The organism is Flavobacterium sp. P21, from assembly GCF_050632225.1.
Classification (GTDB): domain Bacteria; phylum Bacteroidota; class Bacteroidia; order Flavobacteriales; family Flavobacteriaceae; genus Flavobacterium.
On sequence record NZ_CP192585.1, the window covers coordinates 768,851 to 795,026 of the forward strand.

Here is a 26,176-nt window from a genome sequence, read left to right on the forward strand (position 1 = left end):
AAGCAAGTTACAAGAGATTTATACAGAATCAAAGATAAGAATCAAAATTATAAATACATAAATTTCCTACAAAATAATATTTTGCTAAATTGTGGCTTTAAATATTAAATTGAAATTTATGTGCCGCTTTATCAAGTTTTGCTTTTTATTATTTTTTCCGATTTCTTCTTTATTTGCTCAACCGAAAAAGTACAATATTCATACGATAGCGTTTTACAATTTCGAAAATCTTTTTGATACCATTAATGATCCAAGCACGAATGATGATGAATGGACGCCGACAGGCGCTCAGCATTGGACAAAAGAAAAATATGAACAAAAACTTAAAAATCTGTCAAGAGTTATTTCTGAAATTGGAACTCCTGAAAATTCAAATGCACCAACTTTAATTGGTTGTTCTGAAATAGAAAACAGAGGCGTTCTTGAAGATTTGGTGAAACAAGAAAAAATAGCAGGTTTCGATTACGGAATAATTCATTTTGATTCACCAGATCAACGCGGAATAGATGTGGCGCTTTTGTATCAGAAAAAATATTTTAGGCCGACTTCTTTTTCGAATATTCCTTTAATAATTTATAAGAATAAAACTGTTGTTCAAGAAAATGGAAACGAAGATTTAGGAGATGTTGAAGTTAAAATTGATACTAAAAACAGAGTTTTCACAAGAGATCAGCTTTTGGTAACAGGTTTTCTTGATAATGAAGAAATTCATATTATTGTTAATCATTGGCCTTCCCGATCGGGTGGAGAAAAGGCGAGCAGTCCATATCGAGAAGCGAGCAGGAAAATTGAACAGAAAAATTATCGATTCATTGCAACAAATAAATCCGCTCGCAAAAGTAATTACAATGGGTGATTTGAATGATGGGCCATTTAACAAAAGTATAAAAGTGGCTTTAGGAGCGAAGGCAAAAAAATCAGAAACTTTAGAATTTGGTACTTTTAATCCATTTGAAGAAATGGCTGAAAAAGGAATGGGGACTATTGCATTTAGAGATTCTTGGGATATTTTTGATCAAATCATACTGACACAGTCTCTGATTCAGCCTGATTTTTCAAGTTATAAATTTTGGAAAGCGGGGATTTTTAATCGGCCTTATCTTATGCAAACTTCAGGAAAATATAAAGGATATCCATTACGAAATACATTAACCGAAGCGGGTTTTAGCGATCATTTTCCGGTTTATGTTTATTTGATACGAGAGAAATTGTAGAGACGCACGGCAGTGCGTCTAAGTTGTTGCAAGCAAAACCGATAAGACGCACTGCCGTGCGTCTCTACAAATTCACTACCTTTAGCTTTTCATAAATTCTTAAAAAAATGGCTATAGCAAAACCATTCAATCTTACACAATGGATTGAAGATAACCGACACTTATTAAAACCGCCAGTTGGAAATAAAAATTTATATATTGATTCAGGCGATTATATTGTAATGATTGTTGCCGGACCAAACGCACGAAAAGATTACCATTATAATGAAACCGAAGAGCTTTTTTACCAATTAGAAGGAAGTATAAAAGTGGTAATTCAGGAAAATGGCGAACGCAAAGAAATGGAATTAAACGCGGGTGATATGTATCTTCATCCTGCAAAGGTGCCACATTCTCCAGTTCGTTCTGAAGGTTCAATTGGATTAGTAATTGAAAGAAAACGTGCAGGTTTGGGCTACACAGATGGTCTGCTTTGGCATTGCGATAATTGTAATCATAAACTTTATGAAGTGTATTTTGAACTTCATAATATTGAAAAAGATTTCCTTCCTCATTTTGAACATTTCTACAATTCAGAAGAATTAAGAACTTGTGATAAATGTGGAACTGTTATGGAAACAGATCCGAGATTTGTGGCTAAAAAATAATTTCGATTAAAATATAAATGGTAAATCCGACAGGTTTTATCCCGAGGCTTCGGGACTGTCGGATTTTTTATAAATGCAGTTTTTGAATATTTTTTTAATCCGCTTAAGCAGTAAAATCTGTGGCAAAAAAAATTATAATTCCAACTTTTTCCCTTGTTCAGGATAAATAATCTTCAAACCTAAATCATTTTGATTTTTTAGCTGTTCTTTAAGCTTCGTAATATTTTTTGTTGGTGGTTTTAAATGAGTAACAATAATTTTAAAATTATTTAAAGAACCTTTTCCAGCTAAATCTTCCACAACATGAAGTTCTTTCATTAAATGATTTGGAGTTAAGTGCCCAAATAAAAATTGGTCTGGCTGTTCATTTGGAAAAGAGACTTCGATGAAAATCCCTTTTAATTGTTTGTTTTGTACCAAAGGAGCAACGGCTGTCCATAAAGCTTTTAACTTATCACTTTTCTCTACAGAATCTGGGCCGGTATCACCTAAATACAAAACATAAGAATCCTCATTTTTAATTAAAAAGGCGGTACTTTCAAACGGATTAACATGGCTCAGAGGAAAAGCTTTGACCGTCATTTTTGTATTTGAAATAGGAGTTTCCTCGCCTAAATTTAAGGTTTGAAAATGATATTTTTTCAATGGAAATCCTACGCCTTTATCTCCAAAATTTGCCCAAGTTTGATCGTTGAAATAATGATTTTCCATCATTTCCATACATTTTTGAGTCGCGTAAACAGTTTTAGAAGAATCGGCAGGAGAGTTTATGATTAAGCCTGAAACGTGATCCAAATGCGCGTGCGAAATGAAATATCCTTTGATGTATTTGCGTAAAACTTCACTTGTCGAAACTTTGAAAACTTTATTTTCAATTGCTTTTTCAATTCCGGCATTTACAGTTCCTGCATCGAGGCAAATAAAATCTTTTGTATTTGAAGGCGCTAATAAATAGGCCGAAAGATTTTTTTCATCAATTCCGCCTTTTATTCCTAAAGGAACTATTTGAAAAGAAGGTTTTTCTTTTTGAGAGAAAGCATTTGTTGAAATTAAAAGCAAACAAAGTAAAAGCCTATTGATAATGGTCATAATTGTTATTTTATGAAATGCAAATTTCACTAAATAAATCCAATAAATAAGGCCTCTTTTCGGTTAATACTATTAAATAATCTTAATTTTACTCTTATTTATGAATTCATTTCAATTTGAAATTAATTCTAAAAGAATATCTTTACATAAAAATATAACAATTTTAACTAAAAAAGTTACAATGACAACAATAGCATCACAATTTGGCATGAATGAAGCACTGGAAAAACTAGGAATTAAACTAGTAAATGAAGGAACTTCAACAGGAGTGGAGAATTTTTCATCAGGCGAAATCTTAGATAGTTTTTCTCCTGTAGATGGAAAATTAATAGCATCGGTAAAAACTTCAACACTTGAAGATTACGAAAAAGTAATGCGCTCAGCAACTGAGGCTTTTAAAACTTTTAGATTAATTCCTGCGCCACAACGCGGTGAAATTGTGCGTCAGTTTGGAGAAAAGTTACGTCAAAATAAAGAAGCTCTTGGAAAATTGGTTTCTTATGAAATGGGGAAATCGCTTCAAGAAGGATATGGAGAAGTTCAAGAAATGATTGATATCTGCGATTTTGCCGTTGGATTATCTCGTCAGTTGCACGGTTTGACGATGCATTCTGAAAGACCGGGGCATAGAATGTATGAGCAGTATCATCCATTGGGAATCGTCGGAATTATTTCGGCATTTAATTTTCCAGTTGCTGTTTGGTCTTGGAACACTGCTTTAGCTTGGATTTCTGGCGATGTTTGCGTTTGGAAACCTTCTGAAAAAACACCTCTTTGCGGTATTGCTTGTCAAAATATAATCGCTCAAGTCATCAAAGAAAACAATTTGCCAGAAGGAATTTCTTGCTTGGTAAATGGAGATTATAAAATAGGAGAGTTGCTGACTAAAGATACTCGTATTCCGTTAGTTTCTGCAACAGGTTCTACAAGAATGGGGAAAATCGTGGCACAAGCTGTTGCCGCTAGATTAGGAAAATCATTATTGGAATTAGGAGGAAACAATGCCATTATAGTTACTCCCGATGCAGATATTAAAATGACTGTTATTGGAGCAGTTTTTGGAGCTGTTGGGACGGCTGGTCAGCGTTGTACATCAACTCGAAGATTGATTATTCACGAAAGTATTTATGACAAAGTAAAAGATGCTTTGGTTGTCGCATACAAACAATTACGAATTGGAAATCCGCTTGACGAAAACAATCATGTTGGACCGCTTATTGACACACACGCTGTTGAGCAATATGCTGTCGCTTTGAATAAAGTAGTAGCCGAAGGCGGAAAAATTCTGGTTGAAGGCGGAGTACTTTCAGGGGAAGGCTACGAAAGTGGCTGTTATGTAAAACCAGCAATCGCTGAAGCTGAAAATTCATTTGCAATTGTACAGCACGAAACTTTTGCTCCAGTTTTGTATTTAATAAAATATTCTGGAGAAGTTGACAATGCAATCGAAATTCAGAATGGAGTTGCTCAAGGTTTATCTTCAGCAATTATGACGAATAATTTGCGTGAAGCTGAAAGATTTTTGTCAGTAACAGGTTCTGATTGTGGAATTGCGAATGTAAATATCGGAACGTCTGGAGCTGAAATCGGCGGTGCTTTTGGTGGTGAAAAAGAAACCGGAGGCGGACGCGAATCTGGATCTGATGCTTGGAAAATCTATATGAGACGCCAGACAAATACGATCAATTACACAACGAATCTTCCTTTGGCACAAGGAATTAAATTTGATTTGTAAAATAGAAGTTTAAATTAAAACCGCTTTTTCATAATAGATGAAAAGGCGGTTTTTTTATTGCTTGTTTTTGTAGTATTTTGCGCATGGTTTTTAAAATTTTAAAGAATGAGATGTAAGTTATTTTTGCTATTAATAATGATGATTATTTTTAGTTGTAATAAAAAGTCTGATATAAAATCTACGACTTCAGTTAAAGACAGTTTAAATCAACATTTTCCTGAAGAAGATTTTGAAGAAGACGGAAGTGATGTAGTGACTATAAAAGATTTGCAATTTCCATCAACAGGAAAAAATATTGAAGATTTTGTTTTAGAGCCTTGCGAAATAAAAATGAAGGCAGAAGGTTTTCTTAATGATGATAGGCTTAAGGATGTCGTAATTGTATTGCAAAATGAAAATGATAACCAAGATTCTCGCGCAGTCTTAGTTCTTTTTAAACAGGAAACCGGAGAATATAAACTTCAGGATATTTCTTGGGAAGCTTTAGATCCTGAATATACTGAAACTGGTTATCAGTTATATACTTCAGAAGAGATTTCTATAGAGAATAAAATATTGCATATTATGCTTCAGAGTGGTGGTGGCCCTCCTGGTACAAGAGAAACATTGTATAAATATGTAAATAATGATTTAGTTCTAATAGAGATGCATACTTTTAATGCTGGAGCTGGTGCTCATATGGTAAGTGATTATAATTTAATGACTGGAGTTGTTGAACATGAAGTAACAAATACGCTAAATGACAGTATTCCTGCTAAACATGAAATTAAAAAATTTGAATTGAAACGACAAATGTTATTTGCCAAAGACAATCCCAACACTGTTTTAGAAGATCTACCAGGATCAGAGAATTTTTAAATAAGAAAAGGCTTCCAATATTAGGAAGCCTTTTGTATTTAAAATTAAGTTAGTTAAGTTAGGTTTGTGGTTTATTTTTTTAGAATTGTTTGGTTGAATGAACCGTCATTAGTATAAACTTTTACCAAATAAGTTCCCGAAATCAATTGACTTAAATCGATGCTCTCAGCATTTTTCCCTGCACTGCTTACTAATGTTCCAGACATATTGTAAACTTGAACTTGTTCTATAGTTTGAGTTGATTTTGAAAAATACAAAATATCTGTAACTGGGTTTGGATATAAAACCACTTTCGACGTTTCAGGCTCTGCAATAACTTCAGCAGTTTTCGACATTCTTAAAGTACTTCCTGAATTATACACTGTGCTAATATAAAATAAATTAGCAACAGAACCTTTTGTAATAGTGTGAGAACCTGCGGCAATTGATGCTGTTACTATGCCTGCTGATGCAGTATAAGAAACATTATCAACTTTGATTGTTCCTGTAAAATTTGAATCGAATACTAAAGTTAAAGTTGAAGCACTTGCTGTTGTGTATGTTATAGAAGTGCTAGTTTCAATTTTTAAGCGTTTAGTTAAAGTAAGTCCATTGTAGGTTACTGAACCATCTGTAGAATTCATATTTCCAGTAATTGAATAGAAAGAACTTGTTTTTCCTGAAACTGTGAAATTATGAATTTCATCTCCGCTTGGTGTTCCAGTAGTTACTGTAATTGTTCCAGAACCTGTTGCTGGCGTTCCTGTTCCTGTAGTTGCAATTGAGTATGATAATGTTGCCGTTGGAGTTCCTGTAATAGTAATTGTTTTTGCGGTTGTATTTTTTGTAAAACTAATTCCGGATGCTGGCAAGCCTGTTACGGTTGCATCTGTAGCAGTTCCTCCCCAAGTGAAAACAATTGAAGATATCGCTGTTCCGCTAGCAACAGTTTGATTGTTGTTTGTTGTAGAAGTCAAAGTTTGAGCGCCTGCGGCTGTAACAGTAATTGTTCCAGAACCTGTTGCTGGAGTTCCAGTTCCTGTAGTTGCAATTGAATAAGATACAGTTGCTGTTGGTGTTCCAGTAATTGTAATTGTTTTTGCGGTTGCGTTTTTCACAAAACTAAGTCCAGACGCTGGTAAACCTGTCACATTGGCATCTGTGGCATCTCCACCCCATGTGAATACAATTGATGCGATTGCTGTTCCGCTTGTTACTGTTTGGTTTTCATTTCCTGTTGAAGTAAGTGTTTGCGAGCTTGCAGGAGGATTTCCTTCGCCTTGAACAGCTACTAAAGTTCCCGCATAGTTTGTCAATGCCGATTTAAGAGCTGTAATTACAAGTGATGAAGTATCATCAACACTGTTGTCAAATGTCCATTTTAAATCTCCTCCAGAAACACGCCCAGCGTATTGTGTTACTTTGGTTTTCGCAGTTGCTGGCTGATCAATTACTAAATTTTTCACGTATAATGATGCATCCGTATCAAAGTTGTTATATGAATTTGCTCCTGATTTTGATTTAATTGTACTGCTTACAGTTTCTCCTCTCGTTGTTGCTACGTAAGCATCAAAATCTGTTGCTGAACTTATTTTTCCTGAAATATTATATAACGGATTCGGATCATTATAAGCTACAAAACGCATATTATTTGTTCCGTTTGAAGCATCAAAAGTATTATTATATGCTTTTATAAATCCGCCGGCTTCTCCAGAGAATGTTCCCATAGTTCCAGCATTATTTACTTGGTTGGCTTCGTCCCAGATATCTGTTCCTTGTAGAGAAGTCAACATTGGATGTTTAGCATTTCTGAAATAATTTCCTTCTACAAAAAGTGAAGATCCCATTGTAGATCCAGCTCCATATTTCGCATTTCCATCATAGTAATTGTTGTAAATGTGAGCCGAATAATAACGAACACGAGGATGACGGGAATCAGAATGGTCGAACCAGTTGTGATGATACGTGATGTATAAACCAGTTGTTGTTCCTTCGCTTAAGCCTAAAAGACTTGCTTTTCCGTTGTCCCAAAAGTGGTTGTAAGACAAAGTGATATAAGTTGAAGATTTATTGTCCAAAGCCCCATCTCCTTTGATTTGATCGGCATCGCTTCCTGCATTTCCATAAAATAAGTCGCAGTTGTGAACCCAAATATGGTCGTTATCTTGTTGCATTCCAACGTTGTCACCAGCTGTACTGTTGCAGTTCATAAAACCAAGATTGCTTACTTCGATATTTGAAGCTGACTTTAAGCGAACACCCCAGCCATTTGCGACAGCATCATTTCCAATTCCTTCAATTGTTACGTAGCTTGATGCATTATTTGCATTTTCGATTACAACATCGCCACCTTCCATAACTGTCATGTCTGTGATGTTTCCAATTAATCGGATGATGAAAGGTCGAGTGTCTTTTCCTTTCTTGATTGCATATAAAATATTTTGCAGACCAACGCAAGGATTTGCACTTGCTCCAGTAATGTTCATTGAAATAGTGTTTTTGGTGTTTTGCGTAATGTATAAAATTACGGCATTATCTTTAGGCGTTCCATCGGCTTTATAGCCACCCGGAACTCTGCCACTTTCAAAAGCAAATCCGTTTCGGTCGTGAGCAGAAACTGTCAATGAACTAGTTGTAGATCCAGTTCCTTCCACTCCAGAAATGACAGGTTTTACTTTTACGGTGTACGATCCAGCTTTTAGTCCAGGAATATCAGCTCGAAAATAACTTCCGTAGCTTCTGATGAGCTGATCATCAATTTTTCTGTCGGTAATTCCGTTGCCAGAATAATAGACATTGTAGGTTTGCGCATTACTGACAGGTTGCCATTTGACAAAAGCAGTTTCAAGCCAGCCTGATGCTTCAGTAATTGTAAGTTGTTGGGCCCAAGTTTGGACGCAAAAAAGAAAAACGAAAACGAAAAGTAGGTTTTTTTTCATAATTGTTTTGGTTAAGATAGTTAATAAATATTATTTGTGGTTTTGATTTTCTTTTACAATTTTAATTGTAATCGATTACACAAAAATATATAAATTTTTGAAATTCATAATTATTTGATTAATTAAAAACGAATAGCTTAAAAAAATAAATAATAAAGTACGGATTATGTAATAAATTGCATTAATTGTAATTTATTACATAATATGCATTTCGCATGGGAGGTCTTATTTTTACTACGTTTTTTGCAATTAGTTGAAAAGATGATAGGAGCTGATTTTGATTTTTCGGAAGATTTTTTAAAAATTTGAACCAATATACTTTAAATAAGAAATAGATTACTTTTTTAAGTTTGCTATTGGGAAATTTGCTTAAAAAATGATTTTTTAATGTCTATTTTAATTTTTTTGAAGAGGAAAAACTGAAAGATTAGATTTGTTTTCAGCGAAGTTTTAAGAAGAAAAATATACTTCAGAGAATCTTTTTTGAGAAGATCATTCTATCAAAATAAAAAATAAAAAATAAAAAAAGCCTTTTTGAAAATCTCAAAAAGGCTTAAAATATAAGGTTGAAAAAAATTATTTTTTCGATAATTTAGATAGAAGTCTTAAGAATTCAATATACAACCAAACTAATGTGATAACTAATCCCATAGCTCCGTACCATTCCATAAATTTAGGCATTCTCTGTTGCGCTCCTTGCTCAATTTGATCGAAATCTAAGAATAAGTTTAAAGTCGCGATTACAATAACAAAAACACTGATTCCAATACTTATCATTGAATTTCCGTAATGAACAGGAGTGAAATTGAAAATTAATGAAGCGATCCAAGAAATTAAATAGTAAGTTGCGATTGCTAATGTAGCCGCAACTACAACCGATTTAAATGTTTCGTTAACTTTTACAATTCCAAATTTATACAAGCCTAAGCAAACTAAAAAAGTCACTAAAGTTGCACTAACAGCATTGATAACGATTCCAGGATACATGGCTTCAAAAATTGCAGATATTCCTCCAATGAACAAACCTTCAAACAATGCATAACCGGGTGCTAAATAGGGAGAATATTCTGGTTTGAAAGCTGAAATTAATACTAATATCAATCCAACAATTGCGCCACCCATTGCTGGCAACATTATGTTCATTCCATTAAAAGCCATCCACCAAGTTACCATGGCAAGCACCAGTAAGAATTAAAAATAAAATAGCTGTTTTGTTAATTGTACCAGAAACAGTCATTTCTTGATTGTAATCAATAATTTGTGCTTCGTGTACTTCTTCAGCTCTTGAAACAGCATTTGATGAAAAACGTTTGCTGTTTAAAAATGGATTTTTTGAATTGAAAGCCATAGTTTAAATACATTTAGATGAACTCAAATATAGGAAGTTTTTTTTAAGTCTATTAGTTTGAATAGAAATTTTTAACATGAATTTTTCTTGAAAAAATAAGGCAAAAAAAAGTCCATCAAAAGCAATTCTTGATGGACATTATAATATCTTTTTTGAAAAAAATTAGTTCAATAAATCTAAAACTAAAGAAGGGAATAAACCTAAAACAATGTTCAAAGTAATTGAAACAACTGCAACAGCATAAATAAGGAATGGTTTTCCTGTGCGCTCTTCATTTGGTTCTTTTGAATACATTGCTAATATTAATTTGAAATAATAACCAACACTGATAATAGAGTTAATAACAGCAACAATAACTAATGCAATATACCCCGATTGGATGGTTTGGTTGAACAAGAATAATTTAGCAAAAAATCCAGAAAAAATTGGAATTCCGGCCATAGACAACAATGAGCCAGTCAAGATTGCGACCAATAACGGATTTGTTTTTCCTAAACCGTGGAAGTTTGTAACATCCTCGTTGTCTTGATTTTTGCAAACATATAAAATAACGCTAAATGCGGCAATTCCGGCTAATGCATAAGCAACTGCATAGTATAATAAAACTCCTGCAGATGTTGCAATAGTTAAAAATGTCATCAACATGAAACCTGCATGTGAGATTCCAGAAAATGCCAACATACGTTTTACATTTACCTGGCGCAATGCCATTATATTTCCAACTGTCATCGATGCAATTGAAATGATTACAATAATATGTTCAAATGTTCCTAACATATCTTGATTTTCTAAAGATGGAATCAGGTTTAATCCAGCAACTAATTTATAGAGTGTTGCCATAGCCACTACTTTAGCCAAAGTACTCATTAAAGCAGTTGTCAACGCTGGAGAACCTTCATAAACATCTGGAGCCCAGAAATGGAATGGAACAGCGGCGATTTTGAAAAACATTCCGATTGTCATTAAAACCATCCCGATTGGAAACCAGATTGGCAATTCGGCAGATAGAGAGCTTTCATAAATTTCAGTTACATCAAAAGTTCCCATAGCTCCGTAAATCAAACAAATGCCGAATAAAATGATTCCTGATGCGAAAGATCCCATCAAGAAATATTTCATACCCGCTTCATTACTTTTTATGTTCAAACGATCACTCGCCGCAAGAATATATAATGCAATTGACAAGATTTCGATTCCTAGGAAAAACATTGCTAAGTTTCCAAAAGAAACCATAGCAACAGCTCCAGCTAATAAAAATACTTTTATAGCAATATAATCAGAGATTTTTGTTTGATGATTTTCGTAGAAATTGTGGCTCAATGCTACAAGGAAAATGGTCAAAATAATGAACAACGATGAAAATGCAGTAGAGAACTTGCTTACCACAATCATATTGTTATAATAACTTGCTGTTGATCCAAATTCATAATAGTTAAGTGCTAAAACTCCCAATAAACCTAAAATGGTAAACGGAACAATGCCTTTTCTAAAATTTAGAATTTCAAACAATAGGCAAAAAATACCCAATCCTGTTATAGCTATTAATGTATTCATTTTTGTTTTTTTGATTTAGGAAATCTAAAACGCCCTAATTTATTTTATTTAAAATATATTTTTACTTTTTAAGCTTTTTAACTTTTTTAGTTTCGAATAAATCTGAAATCAAAATTCGTTAATCGGCATTCTAAAATCTTAGTTTTTATTGATAACGTTTAAAATCGTTTCTAAACTTGGTGTAATCAAATCTGTTATAGGTTTTGGATAAAATCCAAAGAAAATCAAAACAGCAATAATAGCTACCATTGAAATACCTTCGTTAAGTGTAACATCAGCAAAAACTTTTGAATTTGTTTCTCCCAACATCACATTCTGAAACATTTTAAGCATATAATAAGCTCCTAAAATAATAGTTGTTCCGCCCAAAACAGCGAACCAAATATTGATTTGAGATAAACTGTATAATACTGTAAACTCTCCAACGAAGTTAAATGTAGTTGGTAAAGCAACCGAAGCAAGAACCAAAATTAAGAACATTGAAGTAAATTTTGGAGACTGCGTACGGATACCACCTAATGAAGCAATTTCTCTAGTTTCGAATCTTCTGTAAATAATTTCGGCGACATAAAACAATCCAACTACAACAAAACCGTGAGCGATCATTTGTAAAACAGCTCCACGCAAACCATCAACTGTTAATGTATAAGTTCCCGCGACAATTAATCCAACGTGAGCTAAAGATGAATAAGCTAATAATTTCTTTAAATCTTTTTGTCTCAAAGCTACAATTGATCCATAGATAACTCCAGCAATTCCTAACACAATGAAAATATCCATGTATTCTTTCATGACCAATGGTGCAATTGGTAATTGCCAACGAATTACACTGTATAATCCCATTTTAAGCATGATACCAGATAAAAGCATTGTTCCAACAGTTGGTGCTTTTTGGTACACATTTGCTTGCCATGTATGGAATGGAATAATTGGAATTTTGATTGCATAAGCTAGGAAGAATGCCAAGAAAATCCACAATTGCTCATCAGCAGAAAGATTCAATTTGTATAAATCTTCAATTAAGAAACTTTGTGCTTTTGTATATAAATAGATAAAAGCTGTTAACATGAATAATGAACCTGCAAGTGTATAAATAAAGAATTTAACCACTGCCTTTCTTCTTTCATCTGCATCTCCATTACCCCAGATAAGAGCAATAAAGTAAATAGGAATAAGTGCCAATTCCCAGAAAATATAATATAAAAGACCATCTGCAGAAAGGAAAGTTCCTGTCATTGCAAAAGCCATAAACAGAATTAATGCGTAAAAAGCTTTTGAGTTTTTATATTCATTTCCAAAAGAAGAAAATATAATAATAGGAGTTAAAGCTGTTGTCAATAAAAGCATTGCAAGCGCTAATCCATCAGCATTTAAAGCAAATGAAATTTTAGGCTGAACAATCCAGCTGTTGATTACGCTGATATTTTCACCTGCAGAAAAATTATTCAATAATACAATTGAACATCCTAAAGTCGCTAAACTAAAAAGTAATGCAACTTTTGAAGCTAGTTTGTCACCAGAAAAATAAGTGGCAAATGCACCAATTAAAAGTATAATTAATATAGTAGAAACGTTCATAGTTATAATATTATTGAGCTAAAAATATATAAGATACAATGGCACAAAGACCCAACACGAAAGCAAAAAGATATAATCCGATACTTCCGGTTTGTAATTTTTTTCCTTGAAATGATAATTCATTCGCTACTTTGCCTAATCCAAAAACAAGTGCTGATAAACCAGTTTCAACATAATCTCTAAAGATTTTTGATAAACCGTTTACAGGACGTACAAATACAGCATCATAAAGTTCATCAACATAGTATTTATTGTATAGAACTTTTGCTACACCAGTAATATTTTCGTCGCTTTCTGGTACATTGTCTTGTTTAAAGTATTTTATATAAGCAATTAAAATTCCTAGTAATCCACCTAAAACGGCAACACCCATTAAAGTATATTCAGTTGTGCCTAAATGGTGTTCTTCGCCTGCCACTTTTGTGAAAAGAGGAGCAAGGTATTCATTTAACCAACTGTTTCCAGGTAAACTGATTAATCCACCAAAAGTTGCTAAAATAGCTAAGATGATTAATGGAATTGTAATTAATGCGCCACTTTCGTGTAAATGATGTTTTTGTTCTTCAGTTCCTCTAAATTCTTTGAAGAAAGTCAAGAACATTAATCTAAACATATAGAAAGCTGTCATGATTGAAGCTACAGATCCAACAACGTATAACGGAATACTGTGGTGGAAAGCTGTCAATAAGATTTCATCTTTAGAAAAGAATCCTGAGAAAAATGGAACTCCAGAAATTGCTAATGAAGAAATTAACATAGTCCAAAACGTAATTGGCATTGCTTTACGCAATCCACCCATGTTACGCATATCTTGTTCACCGTGTAATCCATGAATCACAGATCCAGAGCCTAAGAATAAACAAGCTTTAAAGAAAGCATGTGTTATTACGTGGAAAACAGCTACTTCATAAGCTCCAAATCCTAATGCCAAAAACATTAATCCTAATTGTGAAACTGTAGAATAAGCCAATACTTTTTTGATATCGTTTTGAACAAGTCCAATTGTAGTCGCCACTAATGAAGTAATAGCTCCAATAACAGCGATTACAGTTTGAACATCTGTTGCAAGATCAAAAACAAAGTTTAATCGCGTTACCATGAAAATACCAGCAGTAACCATTGTCGCCGCGTGGATTAATGCAGAAACTGGAGTTGGACCAGCCATCGCATCAGGTAACCAAGTGTATAACGGAATTTGAGCAGATTTACCACAAGCTCCAATAAACAAACATAAAGCGACTAAAGAAAGTAATGATAAATTTAAGTTTGAAGCTCCAGCAATTGCCGTTTTTAGAGTTGCGTAATCTAAAGTTGAGAACATTGATCCGATGATGAACATTCCAATCAAAAGACCTAAATCTCCAATTCTGTTCATGATGAAAGCTTTTTTCGCCGCATCATTGTAATCTTGGTTTTTATGCCAGAATCCAATTAATAGGTAAGAGCAAAGTCCAACACCTTCCCATCCGATGAAAAGAACTAATAAGTTGCTTCCAATTACAAGCGTAATCATAAAAAATACGAATAGATTTAAATATGCAAAAAACTTGTGCATATTTTCATCATCATGCATGTAACTGATAGAGTATAAGTGAATCAAAGATCCGATTCCAGTTACGAAAAGTAACCAAAGAACAGATAATTGATCTAATAAAAATCCAAGATTGATTTTTAAGTTGCTAATTTGAATCCAATCAAATAAAGTAACTTCAATTGCTTTTCCAGTTGAAGTAATTTGATTAAAAAGTACGAGAGTAACGATGAAAGAAATTGCCACAGCCACAGTTCCGATCGCTCCAGAAACTGTTTTTCCTAGGCTCTTTCCGAAGAAAACATTGATTAAAAATCCTAAAAAAGGAGTTAATACTAAAAGTAAAGCTAAATTAATATCCATTTCTTTTTATCCTTTTAAATTTTTTAAGTTATCGATACTAATTGAGCCAATGTTTCTGAAAATAGCAACCAGAATCGCTAATCCAACTGCAACTTCGGCAGCGAGCAACGGCCATCGAAAAGAATACGAAAACTTGTCCTTGTGCATCTTGATGATAAGTCGAAAAAGCCACAAATAAAAGGTTAACCGCATTCAGCATGATCTCGATAGACATAAAAACAATGATAGAATTTCGTCTGTATAACACACCAAAAACACCAATACAAAAAAGTACAACACTTAAAAAGATGTAATTTTCAATACCTATTTGATTTAATATATTACCCATTACTTATTTAATTTTTCTTTTTTAGACAATAATACAGTTCCAATCATTGCAACTAAAAGTAAAACTGAAGCAAATTCAAATGGTACCATATATTCGTTCAATAATATTTTACCTAATACTTTAATCGATTGGAAATCTTCTCCTGTTGAATCATAATCACCTACAATTGGTTTAGAGTTGATGAAGATTGCGATTAAAACAATAACAATCAAACAGAATGAAACAATCGCGCCTAAGCGTGTAATTCTTGGTCGGTGTACATCTTTTTGTTCGTTTAAGTTCATTAACATGATCGTAAACAGGAACAAAATCATAATTGCTCCAGCATAAACGATTATATGAACAATTGCTAAGAATTGAGAGTTTAATAATAAATAATGACCACCGATCGAGAAGAAACAAATCACTAAATAAATAGCCGAGTGAATTGGGTTTCTGCTAAAAATAGTCAAGAAAGCAGTAATTACGGTAATGAACGCTAATATACAAAATATCACTCCTACAGGAGTTGCGTTTGCAAGATCTGGAATGTGTATCATTAGTTAGCGTTATTAAGTTGTGAATTTTTCAAAGCCATTTCTAAAGGCATAACAAGTTTGTCTTTTCCAAAAATGAAATCTTCTCTATCATAGCTTGCAGGAACTAAAACTTTAGATTCTGTCAAGTAAATTGCATCTTTCGGGCAAGCTTCTTCGCACAAACCACAGAAGATACAACGAAGCATGTTGATTTCATAAATTTCAGCGTATTTTTCTTCTCTGTATAAGTGTTTTTCATCTGCTTTACGTTCAGCGGCTTTCATCGTGATCGCTTCTGCTGGACATGATAAAGCGCATAATCCACAAGCAGTACAGTTTTCACGACCTTGTTCGTCACGTTTTAGCATATGCTGACCACGGTAAACAGCACTTCTTTCACGTTCTTGCTCTGGGTAATGAATTGTAGCCTTTTTTCTGAAAAAGTGTTTAATGGTAATCAATAAACCTTTTACAATTGCCACAAGATACAATCGTTCCAAAAAAGTCATGTCCTTGTTTGACACCACTTTTTTCTACCCGATAATGATATAGTTTCTATTGACATTTTTACTATTATAATTTATGATTCAAAATCTGATAAGTCAAAATTCAAATCTATTTTGTTTTTTATTTGAAGCTGATAACGGTTATTAGAATCCTAAAGTTGTCTGCGATATCGTGTCTTAAAATAACAGCGCCCGTAATCATGATATTAACAATCGAAAGCGGAATTAAAATTCTCCAACCTAGGTTCATTAATTGGTCATATCTAAATCTTGGAATCGTCCAACGTACCCACATGTAAAAGAATATGAAGAAACATATTTTTACAAATAAAACTGCAATTCCTAACAAGTTAGCTGTATTTACGCCAACATTTTCTACCATCCATTGCATTCCAGGATAGTTGTATCCACCAAAGAATAAAACAGAAATAACAGTTGCTGAAATAAACATACTTGCATATTCAGCAAATAAATAGAATCCCATTTTCATTGATGAATATTCAGTATGGTAACCTCCAATTAACTCACTTTCGCATTCTGCTAAATCGAAAGGTGTTCTGTTGGTTTCAGCAAAAGAACAGATTAGGAAGATCAAGAATGATAATGGCTGATAAAAAACATTCCAGTTCATTCCTTGTTGCTGTAATGAGATCTCTTTTAGACTCATTGTTCCAGTCATCATCAATAAGGCGATCATTGACAATCCCATTGCAACTTCATAAGAGACCATTTGAGAGGCAAGACGAACTGCTCCCATTAATGAGAATTTATTGTTAGAAGCCCATCCACCAATCATGATGCCGTAAACTCCAACAGAAAGAACTCCGAAAATGTATAATAAAGCGATGTTTACGTCAGTTGCTTGAAGAACAATATCTCTTCCAAAAAGATGTAAACGATCTCCCCATGGAATTACAGCACTTGTCATTAAGGCTGTACTCATAGCGATTGCAGGACCTACAACGAATAAAAATCTATTTGGCGTGTTTGGGAAAAATTCTTCTTTAGAGAATAATTTCATACCATCCGCAAGTGGTTGCAATAAACCTCCCCATCCGGCACGGTTTGGACCAACGCGGTCTTGCAAGAAAGCGACAACTTTACGTTCTGCCCAAGTAGAATACATTGCCATAATCATTGTTACCGCAAAAACGACAACAATAACAACACTTTTTTCTATAATAAATGCACTTTCCATTTCTTACTATTTTTGATCTTTATCAGTTAATGGAATTGTCGCCATACTAATTTTTTTACGGTCGATATCTCTACCTAAAAGGATATTCTTTTCAGTATCGATTTCAACTTTTTCTAATTTCTGAGTGTAGTTGTTTTGGTTGATAACAGAATCTTTTTCAAATTCTCTTGGACCTTCAATAACCCAGTCATTTACGTTTTTGTGTTCAAAACGACAACTGTTGCAAATGAATTCTTCAACTTCGTGATATTCATCTTTACGACCAGTTACACGTTGGATTTCTCCACCAAACATCCATACTGTCGTTTTTCCGCAACACCCTGGAGTTGTACATTCTCTGTGTGCGTTATAAGGTTTGTTGAACCAAACTCTTGATTTAAAACGGAAAGTTTTGTCTGTTAAAGCTCCAACCGGGCAAACGTCAATCATGTTTCCAGAAAACTCATTGTCGATTGCTTTAGAAATTCCGGTAGAAATATTAGCGTGGTCACCACGATCTAATACTCCGTGAACTCTGTTGTCTGTCAATTGATCTGCAACTTGTACACATCTTTGGCATAAAATACAACGGTTCATATGTAGTTGAATATTTGGACCAATGTCTTCTGGTTCAAATGTTCTTTTTTCTTCGATAAAACGTGATTTTGGATTTCCGTGCTCAAAACTTAAATTTTGAAGATCACATTCTCCAGCTTGATCACAAATTGGGCAGTCTAATGGGTGGTTGATCAATAAAAATTCTGTCACAGATTTACGGGCTTCCATAACTCTGGCAGAAGATTTACTGTTTACTTCCATTCCGTCCATACATCCTGTTACACAAGATGCCATTAATTTTGGCATTGGTCTAGGGTCAGCTTCACTACCTTTAGAAACTTCAACTAAGCGACAACGGCATTTTCCGCCACTCCCTTTTAATTTTGAGTAATAGCACATGGCTGGAGGCACCAAATCTCCACCAATCATACGTGCGGCCTGCAGGATCGTTGTTCCTGGTTCTACGTCTATACTTTGACCGTCTATGGTTACTTTCATCTCTTTATTTTGTTTTTTTAGTTTCAGGTTTCAGGTTTCACGTTTTCACTTGAAACTAAAAAAACTTGAAACTTTAAACTATTTTAAACTTTTTTGTTGAAAGTCGGAATATTGAAAAGAATTGCTGTCCTTTTTAACATTATGAACTTTATAACTTTCTGCTTTTTATTTTTATACGATTACTTTACCGCCTACTAAATGCTTCACTTGTGAAAAAGGTTCAGCAACAAAGTGATCTCTATTTTTGATTTTTTCAGGGAAACGAACATGATATTCGAATTCGTCTCTAAAGTGACGAATTGCCGCAAAGAACTGGCCAAGATGCAAGCATCTCCTAGAGGACAAATTGTGTTTCCTTCAATTTTGCTTTGAATGCTCCACAATAATTCGATATCTTCTTCACGGCCTTGACCGTTTTCAATTCTCCATAAGATTTTTTCTAACCATCCTGTTCCTTCACGGCAAGGTGTACATTGTCCGCAAGATTCGTGGTGGTAAAAACGAGCAAAGTTCCAAGTGTTTCTAACGATACAAGCAGTGTCATCATAAACAATAAATCCTCCAGAACCTAACATCGATCCAGTAGCAAAACCACCATCACTTAAAGATTCGTAAGTCATTAAACGATCTTCTCCATTTGCTGTTTTGAAAATCAATTCAGCTGGCAAAATTGGCACTGAAGAACCTCCAGGAACAAATGCTTTTAAAGGTCGGCTTGAAGACATTCCTCCTAAATATTCATCAGAATTCATGAATTCATCTACACTTAAGCCTAATTCAATTTCATAAACACCAGGATTTTTGATATTTCCTGAAGCAGAAATTAACTTAGTTCCAGTTGAACGACCGATACCAATTTTTGCATAATCATCTCCAGAATTGTTTACAATCCAAGGCACAGTAGCAATTGTTTCAACATTGTTTACTACAGTTGGGTTTGCCCAAAGACCAGAAACCGCTGGGAAAGGTGGTTTAATACGAGGATTTCCTCTTTTACCTTCCAATGATTCGATTAATGCTGTTTCTTCTCCACAGATATAAGCTCCAGCTCCACAGTGAACGTGAAGTTCAAGATCATAACCTGTTCCTAATATATTTTTTCCTAACCAACCTGCGGCTTTTGCTTCGGCGATTGCTCTTTCTAAAATTTTGAAAACCCACATATATTCTCCACGAATGTAGATATATGAAAGGTTTGCACCTAAAGCGTAACTAGAAGTGATCATTCCCTCGATCAATAAGTGAGGAACAAATTCCATCAAATAACGATCTTTAAAAGTTCCCGGTTCAGATTCGTCCGCGTTACAAACTAAGTGTCTTGGTTTTCCTGATTTTTTATCAATAAAGCTCCATTTCATTCCGGCAGGGAAACCCGCGCCACCACGACCACGAAGACCTGATTTTTTTACTTCTTCAGTAACTTCATCTGGAGTAAGTGTTTTTAAAGCTTTTTCTACAGAAGCGTAACCACCATTTTGACGATATACTTCGTAGGTTTTAATTCCAGGAATGTTGATTTTATCTAATAATATTTTTTGTGACATCTTATTTATCGTGTAATATTATTTTATCATCTCTACAATCAGCAATTAACTGATCGATTTTCTCTTCTGTCAATTTCTCTTTGTAGAAATCTCCCAACTGCATCATCGGAGCGTATCCGCAAGCGCCTAAACATTCTACACCAGCAATGGTAAACATTCCGTCTGGGGTTGTTTCGCCCATTTTAATACCTAATTTTTCAGAAGTATAATCCATTAAATTTTCGGCACCGCTTAAACAACAACAAGAAGTTTGGCAAAATTCAAACATGTACTTTCCAATTGGCTTTTGGTTGAACATGGTATAAAAAGTAACCACTTCATAAACCTCAATAGGTTTTATCTGAAGAATCTCAGCAACTTTGTCTTGAAGTTCAATACTAAGCCAGTTGTTGTGTGCATCCTGAACTTCATGCAAAACAGGCAATAAAGCCGATTTTTGTTTGCCTTCTGGATAATGACTGATTAATTCATTGATGCGTGTCATCAATGCTTCAGTCATGTTTATTTCTTGTTTGTAATGTTTACGTTCCATTTTTAATTTTAGATTTTAGATTTTAGATTTTAGATTTTTTTAATCTTTTCTACAATCTATGATTCTTCAATCATTGTTTAAGTTTTAGATTCTTCAATCTGAATTTTTCAATTCCTACATTATAATTTTAAATCTAAATTCTAAAATTTGCATTCTCAATCAGCAATCTAAAATCTAAAATCTAAAATCTACAATTTCTTAGGCGTCTAATTCTCCAGCAATTACGTTTAAACTTGATAAAATAACAATTGCATCAGAAAGTAACGCTCCTTTAATCATTTCAGGATATGCTTGGTAATAAATAAAGCAAGGTCTTCTGAAATGTAATCTATATGGAGTTCTGCTTCCGTCAGTAACTAAATAAAAACCTAACTCTCCATTTCCGCCTTCAACAGCATGGTAAATTTCGGCAACTGGAACAGGAACTTCTCCCATTACAATTTTAAAGTGATAGATTAATGATTCCATATTATTATATACATCTTCTTTTGGAGGAAGGTAATAATCTGGAACTTCGGCATGGTATTCGTTTCCTGCAGGCATTTTATCCAAAGCCTGACGAATAATGCTTAAGCTTTCCCAAACTTCAGCATTACGAACACAGAAACGATCATAAGTATCTCCTGATTTTCCAACAGGAACAATAAAATCGAAATCTTCGTAAGATGAATAAGGTTGAGCAACACGAACATCATAATCAACTCCTGTCGCACGCAAGTTTGGACCTGTAAATCCGTAAGCCATTGCTTTTTCTGCTGAAATAGCACCTACGTTTACAGTTCTATCAAGGAAAATTCTGTTTCTTTCGAATAAGTTTTCGAATTCTTTCCAAGCAATTGGAAATTCTTCAAGGAAAGTTTCTATTTTTTTGAAAGCTTCTGGAGACCAATCTCTTTCAAATCCACCAATTCTTCCCATATTTGTAGTCAAACGAGCTCCGCAAATTTCTTCGTAAATCTCGTATACTTTTTCTCTAAATTGAAAAACGTATAAGAAACCAGTATATGCACCAGTATCTACACCAAGAATCGAGTTACAAATCAAGTGATCAGTAATACGAGCAAGCTCCATTACAATAACTCTTAAATATTGTGCTCTTTTTGGAACTTCAATACCTAAAAGTTTTTCTAAAGTCATCCACCATCCCATATTATTAATAGGAGAGGAGCAATAGTTCATACGATCTGTAAGAGGAGTAATTTGGTAAAAAGGACGATTTTCAGCGATTTTCTCAAATGCTCTGTGGATGTAACCAACGGTTGGTTCAGCTTCAAGAATTCTTTCTCCATCCATTAATAAGATGTTTTGAAAGATACCGTGAGTAGCTGGGTGTGTAGGACCTAAATTTAGTACAGAAAGCTCGCTTCCGTCTTCATTGTGTCGCTCCTTAATTATTTTAGCATAACGATGCTCTGGTGGTAATAATAGTTCTGACATTTTATAATGTTGAATTATTTAGCAATTTGATACTGTTCTTCCGAAGAATCTGTCGTCTTTGTCAGTTCTTCCGCTGTCTTCCATTGGGAATTCTTTTCTCATTGGGAAAGACACCATTTCGTCCATATTCAAAATACGTTTCAATTGCGGATGACCAATAAAATTGATTCCGAAGAAATCGTAAGTTTCTCTTTCCATCCAATTTGAACTCAAGAAAATATTTGAAACAGATTTTATTTCGGGTTTTTCACCATTTAAATAAACTTTGATGCTGATGCGTTTATTTTCAATCCAGTTATGCAGGTGATATACAACGGCAAACTGACGCTCTAGCTCATTATCTGGGTAATGAATCCCGCATAAATCTGTTAAAAAGTGAAATTGTAAGTCAGCATCATTTTTTAAAAATAATATTAATGCTGTGATTTTGTCAGCCGAAGCTTCTAAAGTAAAAATATCTCTTTCTTGATGAAAGTTAAAAACATCATTATTGAATGTTTCTACAAGTTTATCTTGGATCAGGGTATTTTCTAAAGCCATTTTATGAGATATTATATGAAGCTAATAATTCTTGGTATTCTGGAGAGCTTCTGCGTCTAACAGATTCGCTTTTTACCAATTCCTGTAATCTCATTACACCGTCAACAATTTGTTCTGGTCTTGGAGGACATCCTGGAACATATACGTCAACTGGAATTACTTTGTCAATTCCTTGAAGAACAGAATAAGTATCGAAAACCCCTCCTGAAGAAGCACAAGCTCCAACAGCAATTACCCAGCGAGGCTCAGACATTTGTTCGTAAACTTGTCTTAAAATCGGGGCCATTTTTTTTGAAATAGTTCCCATTACTAAAAGCATATCAGCTTGACGAGGAGAGAAACTCACACGCTCTGAACCAAATCGTGCCAAATCGTAATGTGATGCCATTGTTGCCATGAATTCGATACCACAGCATGAAGTCGCGAAAGGAAGCGGCCATAATGAGTTAGCTCTTGCTAAACCAACAACATCATTAAGTTTTGTAGCGAAGAAACCTTCACCAGTAACTCCTTCTGGCGGTGCAACCATATTTACTTTTGAATCGCTCATTTTTATTTTAGATTGTAGATTTCAGATTTTAGATTTTTGATCTTGAAACCGAAATCAATATTTTAAAATTCAATATTGTATTTTGAGATATTATTTTCAAATCTAAAATTCTAAATCAATTTAATCTAAAATCTAAAATCTGAAATCTAATATTCTTTATTCCCACTCTAAAGCTTTCTTTTTGATGATGTAAAAGAAACCAACCAAAAGCAAAGCCATAAAAACAATCATTTTTAGCATTCCTTCAATGCCAAGATCTTTAAAGTTTACTGCCCAAGGGTAAAGGAAAATTACCTCTACGTCAAACAATACAAATAAAATCGCAACTAGGAAATATTTTACCGAAAAAGGAATACGTGCATTTCCAACAGATTCGATACCACACTCGAAGTTTTTGTCTTTAACTTCAGAGGTTCTTTTTGGGCCTAATTTTCCAGAAATAATTATTGTTCCTACTACAAAACCAACAGCCAGAACTAACTGCATTAAAATTGGAATGTAACTGTATTGATCAGATTGCATAAACTTAGGGTTTTTACTTAAAGAATAAGCCACAAAGATAACTTTCAACTATGTAAATCACAAACTAAAGGAGGATATAAGTATGTTCAGAATATGCGTTTATGCCTAATTTTTATTGATTATAAATAAGAGGATGTTTTTTTAATATTTTTTTAAGAAATAAGAAAAAAAACGTCCCGATTCTTCGGGACGTTTTTAAAACCATTCAGAGGCAAAAAAATAAATTGCTATATTTTTCTTAGATTACTGCTACTTTAGCGACAACTTTCCCTTTTCTTCCTTCTTCTTCTTCGTAGCTTACACGGTCACCTTCGCGTAATTCTTCCGCGTTAATTCCTGAAGCGTGAACGAAGATGTCCTTTCCTGTTTCTTCGTCTGTAATGAACCCATAACCTTTAGATTCATTGAAAAATTTTACTGTACCTGTACGCATTGTAATTGTAATAATAATTTATAATAAAGCAAATGTAACATATTAACTAATACAAAAGACATGTACGTGTTAATTTTTTGTAAAAATTATTGATTTACAGTGTTTTTACGTGGTTTATTACATCAAAATGCTAATAAAATGGGATAATTTGAGAATCATTAATTGTAAGAATATTTGAAAAAGCATATTGTAGGAATTTTATAATTGATAAATGTAAAATTTGCATTTAATTTTTTACTTTAAAAAGATAAAAAAACGCCGATTGAATTTTTTCAATCGGCGTTTATATTTTTGAATATTTTGCAAAAATTATGCAATATCAACTTTTATTCGAAGTTCTTTCAATTGCGCATCATCAATTGCGGCCGGAGCGTCGATCATTACATCACGTCCTGAATTGTTTTTAGGGAAGGCAATAAAATCTCTAATGGTTTCTTGTCCTCCTAAAATAGCAACTAATCTATCCAATCCGAAAGCTAAACCTCCGTGTGGTGGTGCTCCAAATTGGAAAGCATCCATTAAGAATCCGAATTGTGCTTTTGCTTCTTCTTCATTAAAACCTAAATATTTGAACATTAATTGCTCGCGTAGCTTTATCATGAATACGAATTGATCCACCTCCAATTTCGTTTCCATTTAAAACCATGTCGTATGCATTTGCACGAACTTTTCCTGGTTCTGTTTCCAATAAAGCCATATCTTCTGGTTTTGGAGAAGTAAATGGGTGGTGCATTGCATGATAACGGCCACTTTCTTCATCAAGTTCCAACAATGGGAAATCAACAACCCATAATGGCGCAAATTCTTCAGGATTACGTAATCCTAAACGAGTTGCCAATTCCATACGTAAAGCAGAAAGTTGTGCTCTTGTTTTGTTTGCAGGTCCTGAAAGTACAAAAATCATATCTCCAGGATTTGCTTCTGTTGCTTTTGCCCAATTTGCCAAATCATCATTGTCGTAAAATTTATCTACAGATGATTTGTAAGTTCCGTCTTCGTTGCATTTTACGTAAACCATTCCAGACGCTCCAACTTGTGGACGTTTTACCCAGTCAATTAATCCGTCGATTTCTTTACGAGTATAATTTCCTGCTCCCGGAACTGCAATTCCCACAACTAATTCAGTCGCATTAAATACAGGGAATTCTTTGTGTTGCGCAAATTCGTTTAATTCTCCAAACTTCATCCCAAAACGAATGTCTGGTTTGTCGTTTCCGTATGTTTTCATGGCATAGTCGTAAGTAATTCTTGGGAATTTCTCTACTTCAATGCCTTTAATTTCTTTTAATAAATGTCTTGTCAAGCCCTCGAAAATATTTAAAATGTCTTCTTGCTCCACAAATGCCATTTCGCAGTCAATCTGAGTAAACTCTGGCTGACGGTCTGCACGTAAATCTTCGTCACGGAAACATTTCACGATCTGGAAATATTTATCCATTCCACCCACCATCAAAAGTTGTTTGAAAGTTTGAGGAGATTGTGGCAAAGCATAAAACTGTCCTTCGTTCATGCGGCTTGGTACGACGAAATCTCTTGCTCCTTCTGGAGTTGATTTGATTAAGTAAGGCGTTTCAACTTCGCAGAAATCTAAATCAGAAAGATATTTACAGAACTTCCATCGCTACTTTATGACGGAATAACAAACTGTTTTTTACCGGATTTCTACGAATATCTAAATAACGATATTTCATTCTGATATCTTCTCCACCGTCAGTTTCATCTTCAATTGTAAATGGAGGAGTTAAAGCAGTATTTAAAATCGTCAATTCAGAAACTAAAATTTCAATTTCACCAGTAGGAATGTTTTTGTTTTTGGCTTCACGCTCAATAACAGTTCCTTTTACCTGAATTACAAATTCTCTTCCCAGAGTTTTTGCTAATTCAAAAACAGTTTTATCGGTACGACTTTCGTCGAAAATAAGTTGTGTAATTCCGTAACGGTCGCGTAAATCAACCCAATTCATAAATCCTTTATCGCGTGATTTTTGAACCCAGCCCGCAAGCGTAACTTCGGTATTAATATTTGAAGCGTTTAATTCGTCGCAATTATGACTTCTATACATGATCTCAATTTTAGACTGCAAAAGTAAATACAAAATTCAAGATAATATAGTAAAGTGATAAACTTGATGCTTAGAAATTTGAAATATTTTGTTAATTCTGAAATTTAGAAGCGGTTATTTATTTAGATTTGATTC

17 protein-coding genes and 6 pseudogenes are annotated in these 26,176 nt (G+C 34.0%); 4 read left to right on the top strand and 19 right to left on the bottom strand.

The genetic code is table 11. The features are described from left to right. Window positions 1-118 precede the first annotated feature (118 nt). Window positions 119-1,214 (top strand): annotated as a pseudogene (locus ACQ9BO_RS03750) (endonuclease/exonuclease/phosphatase family protein). A gap of 107 nt (window positions 1,215-1,321) precedes the next feature. After that, window positions 1,322-1,861, top strand: a complete 540-nt coding sequence (locus tag ACQ9BO_RS03755) for a 3-hydroxyanthranilate 3,4-dioxygenase (protein ID WP_431243688.1) — start codon at window positions 1,322-1,324, stop codon at window positions 1,859-1,861. Window positions 1,862-1,993: 132 nt separating this feature from the next. Here ACQ9BO_RS03755 and ACQ9BO_RS03760 read toward each other — a convergent pair whose 3' ends face one another. Then, window positions 1,994-2,950: an MBL fold metallo-hydrolase gene (locus tag ACQ9BO_RS03760; protein WP_431243689.1), complete on the bottom strand. Its 957-nt coding sequence runs from the start codon at window positions 2,948-2,950 to the stop codon at window positions 1,994-1,996. Window positions 2,951-3,131: 181 nt separating this feature from the next. On the opposite strand from ACQ9BO_RS03760, the gene amaB reads away from it, so the two are divergent. Both amaB and ACQ9BO_RS03770 read left to right on the top strand, forming a co-directional pair. Further along, the gene (gene amaB / locus ACQ9BO_RS03765; RefSeq protein WP_431243690.1) at window positions 3,132-4,685 is read left to right on the top strand and encodes an L-piperidine-6-carboxylate dehydrogenase; all 1,554 of its coding nucleotides are present in this window, start codon (window positions 3,132-3,134) and stop codon (window positions 4,683-4,685) included. Window positions 4,686-4,790: 105 nt separating this feature from the next. Beyond that, window positions 4,791-5,543, top strand: coding sequence for a hypothetical protein (locus tag ACQ9BO_RS03770; RefSeq protein ID WP_431243691.1), 753 nt, complete (start codon window positions 4,791-4,793; stop codon window positions 5,541-5,543). A 71-nt stretch (window positions 5,544-5,614) separates the two neighbouring features. On the opposite strand, the gene ACQ9BO_RS03775 is transcribed toward ACQ9BO_RS03770, so the two are convergent. From ACQ9BO_RS03775 to aspS, 18 genes and pseudogenes are all read right to left on the bottom strand, one after another. After that, window positions 5,615-8,461, bottom strand: coding sequence for a T9SS type A sorting domain-containing protein (locus tag ACQ9BO_RS03775; RefSeq protein ID WP_431243692.1), 2,847 nt, complete (start codon window positions 8,459-8,461; stop codon window positions 5,615-5,617). A gap of 576 nt (window positions 8,462-9,037) precedes the next feature. After that, window positions 9,038-9,809: pseudogene (locus ACQ9BO_RS03780) on the bottom strand (Bax inhibitor-1/YccA family protein). A 162-nt stretch (window positions 9,810-9,971) separates the two neighbouring features. Beyond that, a complete protein-coding gene (locus tag ACQ9BO_RS03785) occupies window positions 9,972-11,363 on the bottom strand; it encodes an NADH-quinone oxidoreductase subunit N (RefSeq protein ID WP_431243693.1) in 1,392 nt (463 codons plus the stop codon). A 138-nt stretch (window positions 11,364-11,501) separates the two neighbouring features. After that, on the bottom strand, window positions 11,502-12,941 hold the full coding sequence (locus ACQ9BO_RS03790; RefSeq protein WP_431243694.1) for a complex I subunit 4 family protein: 1,440 nt from the start codon (window positions 12,939-12,941) through the stop codon (window positions 11,502-11,504). Window positions 12,942-12,951: 10 nt separating this feature from the next. Then, window positions 12,952-14,835, bottom strand: coding sequence for an NADH-quinone oxidoreductase subunit L (gene nuoL, locus ACQ9BO_RS03795; RefSeq protein WP_431243695.1), 1,884 nt, complete (start codon window positions 14,833-14,835; stop codon window positions 12,952-12,954). Window positions 14,836-14,841: 6 nt separating this feature from the next. Beyond that, window positions 14,842-15,163 (bottom strand): annotated as a pseudogene (gene nuoK, locus ACQ9BO_RS03800) (NADH-quinone oxidoreductase subunit NuoK). Continuing rightward, a complete protein-coding gene (locus ACQ9BO_RS03805; RefSeq protein WP_035108238.1) occupies window positions 15,163-15,702 on the bottom strand; it encodes an NADH-quinone oxidoreductase subunit J family protein in 540 nt (179 codons plus the stop codon). Before ACQ9BO_RS03805 ends, nuoK begins: the two are co-directional and overlap by 1 nt. Continuing rightward, window positions 15,702-16,246: pseudogene (locus ACQ9BO_RS03810) on the bottom strand (NuoI/complex I 23 kDa subunit family protein). Before ACQ9BO_RS03810 ends, ACQ9BO_RS03805 begins: the two are co-directional and overlap by 1 nt. A gap of 62 nt (window positions 16,247-16,308) precedes the next feature. Next, the gene (gene nuoH / locus ACQ9BO_RS03815; protein WP_431243696.1) at window positions 16,309-17,385 is read right to left on the bottom strand and encodes an NADH-quinone oxidoreductase subunit NuoH; all 1,077 of its coding nucleotides are present in this window, start codon (window positions 17,383-17,385) and stop codon (window positions 16,309-16,311) included. Window positions 17,386-17,391: 6 nt separating this feature from the next. Beyond that, the gene (locus ACQ9BO_RS03820) at window positions 17,392-18,420 is read right to left on the bottom strand and encodes a 2Fe-2S iron-sulfur cluster-binding protein (RefSeq protein ID WP_431243697.1); all 1,029 of its coding nucleotides are present in this window, start codon (window positions 18,418-18,420) and stop codon (window positions 17,392-17,394) included. Window positions 18,421-18,591: 171 nt separating this feature from the next. Continuing rightward, a pseudogene (gene nuoF / locus ACQ9BO_RS03825) lies at window positions 18,592-19,964 on the bottom strand (NADH-quinone oxidoreductase subunit NuoF). Window position 19,965: 1 nt separating this feature from the next. Then, complete coding sequence (locus tag ACQ9BO_RS03830) at window positions 19,966-20,496, bottom strand: complex I 24 kDa subunit family protein (RefSeq protein ID WP_132990489.1); 531 nt, start codon at window positions 20,494-20,496, stop codon at window positions 19,966-19,968. Between the two features lie 198 nt (window positions 20,497-20,694). Further along, window positions 20,695-21,933: an NADH-quinone oxidoreductase subunit D gene (locus ACQ9BO_RS03835; RefSeq protein WP_431243698.1), complete on the bottom strand. Its 1,239-nt coding sequence runs from the start codon at window positions 21,931-21,933 to the stop codon at window positions 20,695-20,697. Window positions 21,934-21,951: 18 nt separating this feature from the next. After that, window positions 21,952-22,473: an NADH-quinone oxidoreductase subunit C gene (locus ACQ9BO_RS03840; protein ID WP_431243699.1), complete on the bottom strand. Its 522-nt coding sequence runs from the start codon at window positions 22,471-22,473 to the stop codon at window positions 21,952-21,954. A 1-nt stretch (window position 22,474) separates the two neighbouring features. After that, entirely contained in the window at window positions 22,475-23,023 is a 549-nt protein-coding gene (locus ACQ9BO_RS03845; RefSeq protein WP_026727108.1) for an NADH-quinone oxidoreductase subunit B, read from the bottom strand. Between the two features lie 156 nt (window positions 23,024-23,179). Continuing rightward, entirely contained in the window at window positions 23,180-23,545 is a 366-nt protein-coding gene (locus ACQ9BO_RS03850; protein ID WP_026727107.1) for an NADH-quinone oxidoreductase subunit A, read from the bottom strand. A gap of 238 nt (window positions 23,546-23,783) precedes the next feature. After that, window positions 23,784-23,978 (bottom strand): cold-shock protein, encoded by a 195-nt coding sequence (locus ACQ9BO_RS03855; protein ID WP_278019845.1) that lies wholly within the window; start codon window positions 23,976-23,978, stop codon window positions 23,784-23,786. A 309-nt stretch (window positions 23,979-24,287) separates the two neighbouring features. Beyond that, a pseudogene (gene aspS / locus ACQ9BO_RS03860) lies at window positions 24,288-26,041 on the bottom strand (aspartate--tRNA ligase). Window positions 26,042-26,176: the final 135 nt, after the last annotated feature.

Excerpts from the sequence above, each read along its gene's own strand:
- ACQ9BO_RS03755 (WP_431243688.1), top strand. The coding sequence starts at position 1,322 with ATGGCTATAGCAAAACCATTCAATCTTACACAATGGATTGAAGATAAC.
- ACQ9BO_RS03760 (WP_431243689.1), bottom strand. The coding sequence starts at position 2,950 with ATGACCATTATCAATAGGCTTTTACTTTGTTTGCTTTTAATTTCAACA.
- amaB (WP_431243690.1), top strand. The coding sequence starts at position 3,132 with ATGACAACAATAGCATCACAATTTGGCATGAATGAAGCACTGGAAAAA.
- ACQ9BO_RS03770 (WP_431243691.1), top strand. The coding sequence starts at position 4,791 with ATGAGATGTAAGTTATTTTTGCTATTAATAATGATGATTATTTTTAGT.
- ACQ9BO_RS03775 (WP_431243692.1), bottom strand. The coding sequence starts at position 8,461 with ATGAAAAAAAACCTACTTTTCGTTTTCGTTTTTCTTTTTTGCGTCCAA.
- ACQ9BO_RS03785 (WP_431243693.1), bottom strand. The coding sequence starts at position 11,363 with ATGAATACATTAATAGCTATAACAGGATTGGGTATTTTTTGCCTATTG.
- ACQ9BO_RS03790 (WP_431243694.1), bottom strand. The coding sequence starts at position 12,941 with ATGAACGTTTCTACTATATTAATTATACTTTTAATTGGTGCATTTGCC.
- nuoL (WP_431243695.1), bottom strand. The coding sequence starts at position 14,835 with ATGGATATTAATTTAGCTTTACTTTTAGTATTAACTCCTTTTTTAGGA.
- ACQ9BO_RS03805 (WP_035108238.1), bottom strand. The coding sequence starts at position 15,702 with ATGATACACATTCCAGATCTTGCAAACGCAACTCCTGTAGGAGTGATA.
- nuoH (WP_431243696.1), bottom strand. The coding sequence starts at position 17,385 with ATGGAAAGTGCATTTATTATAGAAAAAAGTGTTGTTATTGTTGTCGTT.
- ACQ9BO_RS03820 (WP_431243697.1), bottom strand. The coding sequence starts at position 18,420 with ATGAAAGTAACCATAGACGGTCAAAGTATAGACGTAGAACCAGGAACA.
- ACQ9BO_RS03830 (WP_132990489.1), bottom strand. The coding sequence starts at position 20,496 with ATGGAACGTAAACATTACAAACAAGAAATAAACATGACTGAAGCATTG.
- ACQ9BO_RS03835 (WP_431243698.1), bottom strand. The coding sequence starts at position 21,933 with ATGTCAGAACTATTATTACCACCAGAGCATCGTTATGCTAAAATAATT.
- ACQ9BO_RS03840 (WP_431243699.1), bottom strand. The coding sequence starts at position 22,473 with ATGGCTTTAGAAAATACCCTGATCCAAGATAAACTTGTAGAAACATTC.
- ACQ9BO_RS03845 (WP_026727108.1), bottom strand. The coding sequence starts at position 23,023 with ATGAGCGATTCAAAAGTAAATATGGTTGCACCGCCAGAAGGAGTTACT.
- ACQ9BO_RS03850 (WP_026727107.1), bottom strand. The coding sequence starts at position 23,545 with ATGCAATCTGATCAATACAGTTACATTCCAATTTTAATGCAGTTAGTT.
- ACQ9BO_RS03855 (WP_278019845.1), bottom strand. The coding sequence starts at position 23,978 with ATGCGTACAGGTACAGTAAAATTTTTCAATGAATCTAAAGGTTATGGG.